The 13,185-nt window shown below is 51.7% G+C and carries 11 protein-coding genes; all 11 read left to right on the top strand.

The window, feature by feature from the left end:
• The first annotated feature begins 82 nt into the window (after positions 1–82).
• The 11 genes from PLA01S_RS07600 to PLA01S_RS07550 all read left to right on the top strand — a co-directional run bounded on the left by PLA01S_RS07600 (position 83) and on the right by PLA01S_RS07550 (position 13,182).
• On the top strand, positions 83–2,374 hold the full coding sequence (locus tag PLA01S_RS07600; protein ID WP_127591314.1) for a glycoside hydrolase family 3 N-terminal domain-containing protein: 2,292 nt from the start codon (positions 83–85) through the stop codon (positions 2,372–2,374).
• A 171-nt stretch (positions 2,375–2,545) separates the two neighbouring features.
• Entirely contained in the window at positions 2,546–4,351 is a 1,806-nt protein-coding gene (locus PLA01S_RS07595; RefSeq protein ID WP_246059385.1) for a sensor histidine kinase, read from the top strand.
• Positions 4,317–6,008 (top strand): response regulator transcription factor, encoded by a 1,692-nt coding sequence (locus PLA01S_RS07590; protein ID WP_127591312.1) that lies wholly within the window; start codon positions 4,317–4,319, stop codon positions 6,006–6,008. The genes PLA01S_RS07595 and PLA01S_RS07590 overlap by 35 nt, the downstream gene beginning before the upstream one ends.
• A gap of 94 nt (positions 6,009–6,102) precedes the next feature.
• Positions 6,103–7,785, top strand: coding sequence for an extracellular solute-binding protein (locus PLA01S_RS07585; RefSeq protein ID WP_127591311.1), 1,683 nt, complete (start codon positions 6,103–6,105; stop codon positions 7,783–7,785).
• Between the two features lie 112 nt (positions 7,786–7,897).
• Positions 7,898–8,797, top strand: coding sequence for an ABC transporter permease (locus PLA01S_RS07580; RefSeq protein ID WP_127591309.1), 900 nt, complete (start codon positions 7,898–7,900; stop codon positions 8,795–8,797).
• A 17-nt stretch (positions 8,798–8,814) separates the two neighbouring features.
• Positions 8,815–9,696, top strand: coding sequence for a carbohydrate ABC transporter permease (locus tag PLA01S_RS07575; RefSeq protein ID WP_127591307.1), 882 nt, complete (start codon positions 8,815–8,817; stop codon positions 9,694–9,696).
• A 151-nt stretch (positions 9,697–9,847) separates the two neighbouring features.
• Complete coding sequence (locus tag PLA01S_RS07570; RefSeq protein WP_127591305.1) at positions 9,848–10,324, top strand: DinB family protein; 477 nt, start codon at positions 9,848–9,850, stop codon at positions 10,322–10,324.
• 180 nt (positions 10,325–10,504) lie between these two features.
• On the top strand, positions 10,505–11,434 hold the full coding sequence (locus PLA01S_RS07565; protein WP_127591303.1) for a DUF7638 domain-containing protein: 930 nt from the start codon (positions 10,505–10,507) through the stop codon (positions 11,432–11,434).
• A gap of 14 nt (positions 11,435–11,448) precedes the next feature.
• Positions 11,449–11,844 carry a DUF6508 domain-containing protein gene (locus tag PLA01S_RS07560; RefSeq protein ID WP_127591301.1) on the top strand — a complete coding sequence of 132 codons (396 nt, stop codon included), beginning with the start codon at positions 11,449–11,451 and terminating at the stop codon, positions 11,842–11,844.
• Positions 11,845–11,936: 92 nt separating this feature from the next.
• A complete protein-coding gene (locus PLA01S_RS07555; protein ID WP_127591298.1) occupies positions 11,937–12,608 on the top strand; it encodes an HAD family hydrolase in 672 nt (223 codons plus the stop codon).
• Positions 12,609–12,705: 97 nt separating this feature from the next.
• Entirely contained in the window at positions 12,706–13,182 is a 477-nt protein-coding gene (locus tag PLA01S_RS07550; protein WP_127591296.1) for a hypothetical protein, read from the top strand.
• The last annotated feature ends 3 nt before the right edge of the window (positions 13,183–13,185 follow it).

Here is a 13,185-nt window from a genome sequence, read left to right as displayed (position 1 = left end):
ATAGGATGTGGGAACATTCCAATTAACGGTTAGCATGTCATCCATTTGAACGCTTTTAACAAAAAGAAAGGGTGTGCGCGCTATGGACTACAAGGATGCTGCATGGCCGGTTTCGCGGCGGGTCGAGGACTTGCTGGAGCGGATGACGGCGGAGGAGAAAATCGGACAGCTGATCCAGCCGTTCGGCTGGAAGGCTTACATAAGGAACGACGACGGTACGATCAAGCTTACCGAGGAATTCAAGTCGCAGCTTGCGGAGGGAGGAATCGGTTCTTTGTACGGTACGCTGCGGGCCGATCCGTGGACCGGGGTGACGCTGGCAAACGGACTGTCCCCGCGGGAAGGGGCGGAAGCGGTTAATGCGATTCAGCGTTACGCGATGGAGCACTCGAGGCTAGGGGTTCCGATTCTGTTCGGGGAAGAATGCTCCCACGGACATATGGCAATCGGGGCAACGGTGTTTCCCGTACCGCTCACCATCGGCAGCACCTGGAACACGGAGCTGTTCCGCAGAATAAGCCGGGCCGTTGCCGCCGAGACAAGAGCTCAGGGGGGAGCGGCCACCTATTCGCCGGTGTTGGATGTGGTACGCGATCCCCACTGGGGCCGTACCGAAGAAACGTTCGGCGAAGACCCCCATTTGGTGGCCGAATTCGCGGTTGCCGCCGTGCAGGGACTGCAAGGCGAACGCCTTGATTCGCATACCAGCCTGCTGGCTACGCTGAAGCATTTCGCAGGGTACGGCGCTTCCGAAGGGGGACGCAACGGAGCCCCCGTTCACATGGGGCTTCGGGAGCTTCACGAAATCGATCTGCTGCCGTTCCGCAAGGCCGTTGAAGCGGGTGCCTTGTCGGTCATGACGGCCTATAACGAAATCGACGGAGTCCCTTGCACGTCCAGTCGGTACCTGCTGCAAGACGTTCTTCGCGAGGCGTGGGGTTTTGGCGGCTTCGTCATTACCGATTGCGGCGCTATCGATATGTTGGCATGCGGTCACAATACGGCCGGAACCGGCATGGAAGCGGCAGCCCAGTCGCTGAAGGCTGGTGTCGACATGGAGATGTCCGGGACCATGTTCCGGGCACATCTTCACCAAGCGCTGGAGCAAGGGCTGATCACCGAGAACGATCTGAATCAGGCAGCCGGCCGCGTGTTGGAACTGAAGTTTCGTCTGGGTCTCTTCGATCGGCCTTATGTGAATCCAGCCTGGGCAGAGCAGGTCATCGGCTGCAAAGAGCATATCGCACTGGCCTACCAGGCTGCGGCTGAAGGCATCGTGCTCCTGAAGAACGAGGGGAACCTGCTGCCCCTGGATACGAGCAGCGGAACCATTGCCGTCATTGGCCCCAACGCCCATGCGCCGTACCATCAGCTTGGCGATTATACCTCCCCTCAGCCGCCGGGGCAGATCGTAACGGTGCTGAACGGCATCCGCCGACGGCTGGGAGACAGCCGCGTTCTGTATGCCCCGGGCTGTCGCATTCAAGGCAATTCAAGGGAAGGCTTCCCTCGGGCGCTGGCGTGCGCCGAGCAAGCTGATGTCATCGTGATGGTGCTTGGCGGCTCCAGCGCACGGGATTTCGGGGAGGGCACCATTGATCTGAGAACCGGTGCCTCGGTCGTGAGCGGGGATGCCGGGAGCGATATGGAATGCGGGGAAGGGATTGACCGCTCGACCCTGACGCTGATGGGCGTGCAGCTGGAGCTGCTGCAGGAGCTCCATAAGCTCGGCAAGCCGGTGATCGTCGTTTATATCAACGGACGGCCGATTACGGAGCCGTGGATCGACGAGTTTATTCCGGCGATCATCGAAGCTTGGTATCCCGGTCAGGAGGGAGGCAACGCGATCGCGGACATGCTGTTTGGCGATATCAACCCGTCCGGCCGTCTGCCGCTGTCCATTCCGAAGGAGGTTGGCCAGCTGCCGATCCCTTACAATGCCAGACGGACCCGGGGCAAGCGTTATCTGGAGACGGATCTTGCGCCGCGGTATCCGTTCGGCTTCGGCTTAAGCTATACGGAATTCCGCTACGGCCGTCTGACGGTCGAGCCGGCCGTCGTCCCCATAGGCGGCCAAGCCACGGTCCGGATCGACGTGACCAACGCGGGAGCACGGGACGGCGCGGAAGTCGTTCAGCTGTATGTCTCGGATCTGGCCGCCTCCGTTACCCGTCCCGAGAAGGCGTTGAAAGGGTTCCGCAAGGTGTTCCTGAAGGCCGGGGAGACGCAGGAAGTAACGTTCACCATCGGCAGCGAGCAGCTGGAATTGATCGGCCTTGACCTGAAGCCGGTGGTGGAGCCCGGCGAGTTCCGCATTCAGGTCGGTCCCGACTCGACGAGAGGAGAGATCGCAAGCTTGATGGTGCAAGGCTAACCGGTCCGTCCTCCCCAAACATAAAGAATCTTAACGATTGGTACAACCCGGTGAAAGCGGATGTGCTGAAGATGATGGCATTCCTTGCTTAAGCCGGGCCAACCAGTCGTGAAAAGAGGCATAACCGTTATTGTCCGTTTTCATTCTGTTCATCGGTTAGGAGAAGCGATCATGGTAACGAAGTGGAGGCAAACGATGAAGCTGCTGTGGTTCAAATCGATTTATCCCAAAATCGTGGCCGGCTTTTTGTTGGCCATTTTGCCGGTTTACGCCGCTGCCTTGTACATGAACGAGTCCGGGCTTGCGAGCGTGGAGCAGGAAATTACCCAGTCATTGAATGCGAGGACTAATTTTTTCATGCGCACGCTGGAGCAGGAGCTGCGATCAACGGTGCTGCTGATGAATGATTTGTCGCAGGACTCCGACCTGCAAAAGCTAAGCACCATCGCGCCCGCCATGAGCCGTTCCGAATATTTTCAGGCGATCAACCGCCTTCAGGGCAAAATGAGGCTGCTGCAAAGCTCCAATCAATACGTTCAGGAGGCCAAAACGTATATTCCGCTGATTGAGAAAACGATTGAGCAGGTGTCGTACGAAGGAGCCATGCCGCCGGAACAGATGAAGGCGCTTGAGGAGCATCCCGATCGGGTCATTTTTGAATGGAAGAACAAGCTTCTGCTGGGTATGGTATACCCGGAACGATTGCGAAACGGTCACCCGCCTAATTTTGCGATTGCGGCGGAGCTCTCCGTTCCGAAAATGCAAACGGCGCTCCTGCAGCTGGCAACGGGGGACGGGGGCGCCGTTCTCATCGGCGTCGACAACAGCTGGGTCCTGACTCAGGAGGACGGAGGCGGCATCGGTCCCCGGTTGGCCGAGCACATTGACTTGGAAGCGCTAACAAGCACCGAGTTTTCAAAGCTTCCCTACAACACGAAGGTAAAGGCGGATGGGGCCAACTATTGGGTTAGCGTGGAGCGCTCCGCCTTTTTGAATGCCGACCTGGTGGTGTATGTGCCTGAAGCCGAATTTCTGGGCCCGCTCGGGAAATACCGCATGATCTTTTTCGGACTGTCGGGCTTCTCCCTGCTGGTGGTTATTCTGTTCTCGGGCTGGATTTACAGCCGAATTCATCAGCCGCTTCAGCGGATGGTGAGGGCATTCCGCAACATCGATTTCGACAGTCCCCGGGTGGAGCTGCGCCATAAGCATTATGACGAGTTCCACTATCTGTACGAGCAGTTTAACCATATGGTGAAGCGCCTGCAGGTACTGATCCACGAAGTGTTTGAGCAGAAAATCCGCTCGCAGCGTTCCGAGCTGAAGCAGCTCCAATCCCAGATCAACCCCCATTTTTTATATAACAGCTTCTTTACGCTCCATCAGATGGGAGAGATGCAGGATTACGAGAATATCGTTCGTTTTACGAGGCATTTGGGGGAATACTTCAGGTTCATCACCCGCAACGCAGCCGACGAAGTTTCGTTGAAGGCTGAAGTGGGGCATGCCAAGGCTTACGTGGACATTCAGTCCATCCGTTTCCATAACCGGATATCGGCTTATTGGAATGACATCCCCGGTGATTGGGAGCAACTGGACGTTCCGCTGCTCATCCTGCAGCCCTTAATCGAAAATGCATACGAGCACGGACTTGAGGAGAAGGAAGCGGATGGGCAAATCCGGGTGACCATGGTCGCTGAGCGGCATGTCCTGCATATCATCGTGGAGGATAACGGGGAGACGTTGACGGACGAAAAGCTGCGGAACCTGCAATCCATGATCGCGAATTCGGACGTGAAAGGAGAGATCACGGGTTTATCCAACGTGCATCGACGCCTTCGATTAAAATTCGGGCCTGCGGGTGGATTGGCCTTTTCGAGAAGCCGATTAGGCGGTTTGAGAATCGATATGACACTGCCAAAGCAAGAAAGGAGCGAGATGAATGAAGAGCAGGTACAGAATACTAATTGTGGATGACGAACCTTTTATCGTGAACGGGCTTGAGGAATTGTGCCTTGGCGCGGAATTTCTCAAGCTTGAGGTGTATAAGGCTTATTCCTCTTCGGAAGCCTTGGGCTGGCTTAAACGTGCGAAAATGGACATCGTTTTGTCAGATATCAAAATGCCGGGGTTAAACGGTCTTGCCCTGCAGAAGGAAATATCCAGGCAGTGGCCCCATTGCAAAGTGATTTTTTTGACCGGATACGACGACTTTTCTTATATCCAGGAGGCCACCCGGCAAGGAAGCGTCGATTACGTTCTTAAGGCCGAGGGTAACGATGCCGTGCTGAGCGCAATCGAGAAAACCGTGGAGCTGCTTGACCAGGAGATGGAAGAGGGCAGTCTGATTGCCAAAGCGAGGGACACTATGAGCATGGCGCTGCCGTTTTTACAGCAGCAGTACGTTCTGGACCTGATGCAAAAAGCACCTGGACATATTCGGCGAGAGGAGTTGGAGCAGCGCTTTGCGGAGCTGGAGATGAAGCTGGATCCCGGCAAGCCTTGCCTTCTGCTGTTATGCAGGCTGGACGGCTGGCAAAGGCAAGAAAGTCCATCGGCCCAATCGCTGATGCTGTACGCGGTCCAGAACATCATCGGCGAGCTGCTCGGCCCGATGACAGACGGCATGGCCGTGGAGTTCGGCAGGGCCAAGATGATCTGGATTTTGCAGCGCAAAGAGGAGGGGGAGGAGCATCCGGAGGAGGTTCAAAGTCCGGCGGCCGAACGGGTCCGGCGTTTTGTTCACGGGATGCTGGAACAAATTCAGGACGTTTGCAAAACGCTTCTGAAATTGAAGACTTCGTTTGCCATGGCTGGCGAATGGGTCGATTGGGAGCGGCTGCCGGACAAATTCGAAGGGCTGAAGCAGCTGCTGGACAGCGGCCTCGGGATCGGCCACGAATCTCTGCTGACCGAAACCGGCGAGCGCAACCGCCCGGATCGTATTGGGAATTTTGTGCGGCGCTCTCGCTCGCATCTGAAGCGGATGGAGCTGCTACGCGGCTGTCTTGACAATGGGGACCGGGAGGAATTCATGCAGCTGTTCCAGGAGGTGACCGATACCTCTTCCTTCCCGCCGGAGATTGAATATTTGCTGAAGATGGAGGTATATTACGGCCTGGTGTCCGTAATGATGCCGTCCCTGGTGGATATGGAAGCTCTCTGCCAGAACGTGGAAGGGGAAGGGGCGGTGGATTATATTACATTGACTCATCTGGAGGAGCATGATTCCTGGACGGAGGCAGCCGAATATTTCGAAAGGCTGGCGGACATCATCTTCAACCGGAGAGAGCAGGGGAAGCAGGATCAGCAGCATGAGGTGATCGCCAAAGTTCAACGGTATATCGAGGATCACTTAAGCGGCGACCTGTCCTTGACGCAAATCGGGGAGGCCGTGGGACACAACCCTTCGTATTTGTCCAGATTGTATAAACAAGTGACCGGGGAGGGGCTGTCCGAGTCGATCAATGCGGCACGGCTGGCCAAAGCGAAGCAGCTGCTGAAGGAGACCACGGACAAAATCCATGTCATCGCCGCTGCGGTGGGCTTCAGTTCTCCGCCGTATTTTTACCGCTTTTTCAAAAAAACCACCCATTTGACGCCGCAGGAATACAGAGAACTTCACAACATGTAAAGAGAAGATATCAAAGTAAAGAGCTTGGAGTAGATAGCTCTTTTTTTGTTCCCTTATACTCTAAACAAACATCGAATTCAAGGAGGTCGCAAACATGAAGAGAAATAAGATCTTGTCCGTATTGTGGATCAGTATGCTGGCTTTCGTGTTTATTTTAAGCGCTTGCAGCAAAGGGGAAGAAGGCGGAAACAGCGCGCCTGGTTCATCCGCCGATAGCGAAGCCTCGGCCTTGGAGCCGGGCGACCCGTTCGGCAAGTATGATCCCCCCATTCAGCTGGATGCCGTCCGGTTTGTGGGAGAAGAAGTGAAGTTCCCGTCCGGACAGGATATTAAAAACAACGTGTGGACCGACCTATATAAGGAAATGGGCATCAACCTCAACTATAAATGGGTGGTGACGGGCCAGGAGCAGTATGAATCCAAAATGAATATCGCGATTGCTTCGAATGACCTCCCGGATATCATGCAGGTGACGCCGGAGCAGCTGCGCCAGCTTGCGGACGCCGGGCAATTGGCGGACTTGACGCCCGCTTTCGAGAATTACGCCAGCGATGACCTGAAGCAGGTCATGGAGATCGAGAAAAACGCGCTCCCTTCCGCGACGTTTGACGGCAAGCTGTTGGCGATCCCGTCCACCCAGCCGGTCATCGGCGGCTCGGCTCCGCTGCTGTGGGTCCGGGAGGATTGGATGAAGAAGCTGAATCTGCCTGAACCGAACACGATGGATGACCTTGTGGCCATTGCGGAGGCGTTTGCCAAGCAGGATCCGGACGGGAACGGCAAGGCCGATACTTATGGACTTGCGCTGACCAAGGATATCGGATTAAACAGCTCTTCAGTAGGATTCTTTAACGGCTTCGGCGGTTTCCCGCAAATTTGGACCGAAGACGCAGAGGGACAATTGAAGTTCGGCAGCATTCAGCCGGAGATGAAGGAAGCGCTGGCCAAGCTGCAGGACATGTTCAAGAACAAGCTGATCGATCCGGAGTTCGGCGTAAAGGATACCGTCAAGGTCTTTGAATCCGTGACCACCCACAAAATCGGCATGCTGATCGGACCGAGCTGGTATCCGGCATGGCCTTTCTGGGACATGGTGAAAGAAGATGAATCGGTGAATTGGAAGTCCTACCCGATCCCGTCTTTGGATGGCGGTCCGGCGACGGTGCAGATGCCTTTTGCCGTATCCCAATATTACGTGGTCAAAAAGGGGTACGAGCATCCCGAGGTCATCGTCAAGCTGGCTAACCAGTATTATGAGAAGCTGTACAGCGACAATGCGGAATTTGACAAGTACGGCCAAATCATCGAAGACGGCGTATCCATCGGGGTGAACAAATATTCGCTGGTTGAGGTTGTCAATCCGAACAAAGACCTGATCCGGCAGGAGGAGCTGGCCAAAGCGCTGGAATCCGAAAGCGACGCGGACATCACCAGCGCCGAAACGAAGATCATGTTCAAGGAGTTCCAGGAATATCTCGCAGGCAACAATCCGATGGGCTGGTCCGGCTATGCCGCCAATGGGCCGGAAGGCTCCATGAAGCAGCTTCGCGATTTGAACGATGCGGACAAAGTCATCTCGAACGGTTATGTCGGCGCTCCGACCGAGACCATGGCCGACAAAAAAGCGACGCTCGACCGGCTGGAGCAGGAAACGTTCATCAAAATCATTTTGGGCGAGGCAAGCATCGACGCCTTTGATGAGTTCGTGGCCAATTGGAAGAAGCTCGGCGGCGACAAGATTACCGAAGAAGTTAATGCATGGAAGGCCGCCAGATAAGGAGTTCGGGTAACGGGCACAGGGGAGGGAGGTTTCTGACACCCGCCCCTGTTCTCTTTTCACCACCTGCTGAAGGCGAATGGGATATACATTGACAGACAGGAGGATCGCCATGTTAAGCAATAAGTTTCGGCGGCAGTGGCCGCTTCATCTGATGATCTTGCCCGGCATCGTCATCGTGCTGATCTACAGCTATTGGCCGATGATCGGCATCGCCATGGCCTTTCAGAAATTCGTTCCGTTCAAAGGCCTTTTCGGCTCGGATTGGATTGGGCTGGACAATTTCCGTTATGTGTTCGATTTGCCGGAAACCAGCCAAATCATTTGGAATACGGTGTTTATCGCTTTCATGAAAATCATCGGGGGATTGGTCGTGCCGATCCTGGTTTCGCTGCTGCTGAATGAGCTGAGGAACGAGCTGATCAAACGGGGCGTGCAGACGCTCGTATATTTGCCGCATTTTTTATCGTGGGTCATCCTCGGGGGAATTTTTATCGACATTTTGTCGCCGACAAACGGGATCGTGAACCAAGTATTGGGCTGGTTCGGCATCGAGCCGATTTTTTTCCTGGGCAGCAACCAATGGTTTCCTTATACCCTCGTCATAACGGACATCTGGAAGGAATTCGGCTTTAGCACCATCGTCTATTTGGCTGCGTTAACCTCCATCAATCCTTCCCTGTATGAAGCGGCTACGGTGGATGGCGCAAACCGCTGGAAACAGACCTGGCACATCACGCTTCCCGGCATGATGCCGATCATTATTTTGCTGGCGACCCTCTCGCTTGGGAATGTGCTGAATGCCGGTTTTGACCAGGTGTTCAACTTGTACAGCCCGCAGGTCTATGAGAGCGGGGACATTCTGGATACGTTTATTTACCGGATCGGCATGCAGGGTGCCCAGTATGGGGTGGCCACGGCGATCGGCTTGTTCAAATCCCTGATCTCGTTCGTCTTTATCGTGACGTCCTACGCCCTGGCATCCAAGTTCGCCAATTACAGAATATTTTAGGAAGGAAGGTGTCCCGTATGCATAAACCGTCACTCAGCCGCAAATTCTTTCTTGGCTTCACCTACGCTTTTCTGATCGGTCTGGGGCTGCTCTGCTTTCTTCCCATCGTTCATATTCTGGCGGTTTCCCTCAGCTCCAAAGGCGCGGCGACGGCGGGGATCGTGAAGCTGTGGCCCGTCGATTTTACGCTTAGCTCCTATCAGTACGTGCTGAACAAGCCGCAATTTATGGTAGCGATGTGGGTCACCGTGCAGCGTGTCGTTCTCGGGACCGGGATCAGCATGCTGCTGACCCTGCTCATCGCTTATCCCCTGTCGAAGGAACCGCGGGATTTTAAATTCCGCACGCAGTATGCCTGGTTCTTCGTGTTCACCACCCTGTTCTCCGGAGGGTTGATACCGAGGTATATGACCATCAGGGATACAGGTCTGATCGACACGATATGGGCATTGGTCATCCCGGGTGCTGTAGCGGTGTTCAACGTGATTTTGCTGCTCAATTTTTTTCGCGGCCTGCCGAAGGAGCTGGAGGAATCCTGCTTCATTGACGGCGGGAGCTACATCACCAGCCTTTGGAAAATATACGCGCCGCTGTCGCTGCCGGCCATGGCTACCGTTACGCTGTTTACGATCGTCGGCCAATGGAACGAATGGTTTGACGGACTGTTACTGATGAATTCTCCGGAAAAATACCCGTTGTCGAGTTATCTTCAGACCGTTATCGTACAGACCAACCTGACGTCGATCAATGCAGATGATGCCGCGGCGCTTTCCGAAGTATCCAATCGAACCTTTAAAGCTGCGCAAATATTCATCGGCTCGCTGCCGATTCTGCTGCTGTATCCTTTCCTGCAGCGTTTTTTCGTCAAAGGCATCGTGCTTGGAAGCGTGAAAGAGTAATCCGAATATGCGTTATGTTCGTTTGATCTCCGAGCCTGCTTTTTCGCAATATATGGTATAATTTTCTATCGAGGTGCTAGGGGCTAGGTGTTATAGCTAGCATCGTAAACTCAAGCTTACCGATAAAGCGATTAAGTAAGGAGAGAGCAGAATGAACGAAGCGTATCTTCAATTGTACGACTATCACATGTGGGCGAACGAAAGAGTATGGAATCATTTGCAATCCTTGCCAGAAGGCGTGTTTCTCCAGGAAGTGAATCTGGGCTTTAAATCCATCGCCGAAGTCTTCGGTCACCTTGCAGCTGCGGAGGAAGTTTGGTTTGCCCGGATCAAGGAAGAAAGTCCTCCGTCGCTTGCCGCGAGACCGTTCGCGAATTTGGAAGCAGCTCGTCAATACCTGAGCCAGCTCCAAACCAAGCACCATGAATATTTAGCGTCGGTTGGCGATATGGGGAAGGTTGTGACTTATCACAACACTGCAGGTGAGGCATTTCAGAATTCGATTTCGGAGATTCTCCAGCAGGTCGTAAATCATGGAACCTACCATAGAGGCAATATCACGACCATGCTTCGGCATTTGGGACACAAAGGAATCATAACGGATTATATTGCTTTTTTAAGAGTGTAGCTTAAACGAAACCACACATAGGGACTTCCTGCTGTCATGATAATCTCATGAGCCGGGGAGTTCTTTTGCTATTTTTACCAAACGGAAATGAGGATGTAAAATAGAATAAGAATGCCAGGTTAACAAGAGGGAAGATTGGGAGTCGTTTTTCATACTACCTATAATCGGAAGGTGATTCATATGAAAAAGATTCGGAGATCCAAAATCGTTGAAGGTACTTCCATACCGGGAATAATCCGCAACGGAGGTCAGTACTTTTATATTGGCGTAGATATCTATGAAGACGGCATGATCAATTGCTGGGAGCTTGTTGACCTCAAAGAGCTAAAAAACAAGATCGATTCGAACTGGCTGACGCCTGTCGTTCCGCTTGGCGAAAATCTGTCGATCCATGGACTGGGTGCGTTCCGAGTCAAGGAAGCGAACTGGAGATTCCATCCAGACGGCTATTATGAACATATCAAGCAGACCATTCGCGTGATGAATCCGGAATTCGTGAATATCTATGAAGTTTCAGAGCGTGAGCAGAAGCAATGGGAAGCCAGAAGAGTGTCCCATTCCCCGCGTTCCACTGATTTTTATGTGAAGGACGAAATGTTCTATCAAACGGTGGAGGGTGACGGCTTCCACATGTTCATGAAATATGAGGGTGCGAATTATCTAGTTTATTTGAATGTGTACCAGGATGGTCAAGTCATGGTCCACGACCTGCCCTTAGACATCCGGAGCTGTCTTGATGAGTTAAACGAATGGTTTCAGGATGGGACGCTATTCACGACATTCGATGGCTTGCTGCCTCTTAGCATAGCGGGACTTGGCGAGGTTACGCTGTCTGAACCGCTGTATGCGGCTGACATTGAGGAGAAGTTCAAGGAACTTATCGACATTCACAGGAAATTGAACGGGGAGAAATCCGCGCATGAAGAATGCAGGGACGCTTATTATTTATACCTAGAAAATCCCACCGAGTTCTACAGGGAACATTTAAGAGAGAAATATGAACGGGTACCCGAGCATGAGAGAATGTACTTAGGCGATATGGATACTAAAGATTGGGATTACCAAAGAATCCTCTATCGACCGGATGAAAGAAACTTACGCAGAAAATGAAGTGAGGTGATGGTATGCCGTATGACTCAGACTTAACTGCTTCAGATGTGGAGCGATTGCTCTCATACCTCGATTATTTTCAATATCCCGGGTCCGTTTTTTACCACGACGTTAATGGATATCGACGCGAAAGCCAGGAAATCCGAAGTTTTCGTAAAGCCTTGGATGATGTCGGCTTCCTCATGGTATTTAACTGGAGCGAATGGTTAGCGGAGAACGAGGTTTATCGAGATTTAAATAACCATATTGGGATCAGCATTAGCTGCGCCGATCTGGTAACCCTTAGAAAATTGATGACCAGTTATGTTCGCGGTGACCGATTCAATGAAGGGTTATTCATCAGCGTATGTATGAAAGGACATGTTGCTGAAATTTTATTGCGACTCAGAGCGTTAAAGGGTTTGCTATGATGACGTTGTGACATTAAAAATTAAAAAAAGGTGAACGTAATTGCTCATACACTTGTCACCTTTAGGCAAGTTAGAGATGGGGGGTAATGGCAATGACAACCAAAGCGATTTTCCTCGACTTTTATGGGACTGTGGTTCATGAAGATGATGAGATCATTCCTTTAATATGCCAAAAAATCAAGAAGACTTCCTCTGAGGACTGTACCATTCAGGAAATAGGGCAATACTGGTGGACATCATTCTCGAAGATGTTTCAAGAAAGCTACGGGGAAAACTTTGATACTCAAAGAAATCTGGGAAGAACATCTTTAAGCATGACGATAGATTACTTCAAATCGAATTGCCTCGCCGACGAGATCATACAGGTTCAATTTGAGCATTGGCAAAAGCCGGGCATATATGAGGATTCCCTCTCGTTTCTGACGTCGTGTGAATTGCCCAAATATATCATTTCTAATATTGATACATCAGATGTGATGGCAGCCATAAAGTTTCACGAATTAAAGGTCACTGGCGTGATCACTAGTGAAGACGTTAGATCATATAAACCTAGGTCGGAAATATTTGCAGAAGCACTTCGAAGGTATGAGTTAAAGAATACGGAGGTACTGCATGTCGGGGATTCATTAAGAAGTGATGTTATAGGGGCTCAAACATTGGGAATCCGAGCCGTTTGGATCAATCGCATGAACAAAGTGAAGCCGGATCATATTGAGCCCGATTACATCATAAAGAAGCTGACGGAATTAGAAAGGATCATTTAGATATTTCAAAGGTGGGAAACCGAGACAGAGGCGTCACAAATATATTGCTGATCAATAGACCGAATCATACCGAATCTGGTTAAGGAAAGGTAACACAATGACCAAGAAATCTACAATCCTCTTATGTATAATATTTCTATTCATCTCATTTCTGATGATTTCTATTCTGCTACAAAAATCCAATGCAACGAAAGTGCTTAATAACTCCGTTACCCTGACATTAGATGAACATACAAGCTCTGTTATTTGGAAAGATCTTATTAAGCTCACGGTTGCGCAACAAGATGGTCCTGATGGACATGTAAGCATTCGAAATCATTCGGAAATAACGAACAAAGAGAGTATACAGCTGCCTATGGGTCAGGCTACATTGATTAGATTTCTACATGGTGGTTCGGCAGTTTATCCAGTTCCGGATAAAGTGTTTTATTTGATATACATTCAGAAACCTGTTAAAGAAAAGTCGGAGGAACTCATAAGAACTTATTATATTGAAGGAGAAGTTATAGGCGACAGTGAAGCAGAAGCCAAAGAAGAACTCATAAAATTAGCACATGATTGGAAGGTAGAGTAGAGA

Origin of the sequence: Paenibacillus lautus NBRC 15380 (assembly GCF_004000945.1) — a bacterium.
Lineage (GTDB): Bacteria > Bacillota > Bacilli > Paenibacillales > Paenibacillaceae > Paenibacillus_AQ > Paenibacillus_AQ lautus.
The sequence above is the reverse complement of the archived record's forward strand: the minus strand, read 5'-3'. Positions and strand labels throughout refer to the sequence as shown.

Bases quoted from the DNA above. Each gene is read 5' to 3' on its own strand.
- PLA01S_RS07600 (WP_127591314.1), top strand. From the start codon at position 83: ATGGACTACAAGGATGCTGCATGGCCGGTTTCGCGGCGGGTCGAGGAC.
- PLA01S_RS07595 (WP_246059385.1), top strand. From the start codon at position 2,546: ATGGTAACGAAGTGGAGGCAAACGATGAAGCTGCTGTGGTTCAAATCG.
- PLA01S_RS07590 (WP_127591312.1), top strand. From the start codon at position 4,317: ATGAAGAGCAGGTACAGAATACTAATTGTGGATGACGAACCTTTTATC.
- PLA01S_RS07585 (WP_127591311.1), top strand. From the start codon at position 6,103: ATGAAGAGAAATAAGATCTTGTCCGTATTGTGGATCAGTATGCTGGCT.
- PLA01S_RS07580 (WP_127591309.1), top strand. From the start codon at position 7,898: ATGTTAAGCAATAAGTTTCGGCGGCAGTGGCCGCTTCATCTGATGATC.
- PLA01S_RS07575 (WP_127591307.1), top strand. From the start codon at position 8,815: ATGCATAAACCGTCACTCAGCCGCAAATTCTTTCTTGGCTTCACCTAC.
- PLA01S_RS07570 (WP_127591305.1), top strand. From the start codon at position 9,848: ATGAACGAAGCGTATCTTCAATTGTACGACTATCACATGTGGGCGAAC.
- PLA01S_RS07565 (WP_127591303.1), top strand. From the start codon at position 10,505: ATGAAAAAGATTCGGAGATCCAAAATCGTTGAAGGTACTTCCATACCG.
- PLA01S_RS07560 (WP_127591301.1), top strand. From the start codon at position 11,449: ATGCCGTATGACTCAGACTTAACTGCTTCAGATGTGGAGCGATTGCTC.
- PLA01S_RS07555 (WP_127591298.1), top strand. From the start codon at position 11,937: ATGACAACCAAAGCGATTTTCCTCGACTTTTATGGGACTGTGGTTCAT.
- PLA01S_RS07550 (WP_127591296.1), top strand. From the start codon at position 12,706: ATGACCAAGAAATCTACAATCCTCTTATGTATAATATTTCTATTCATC.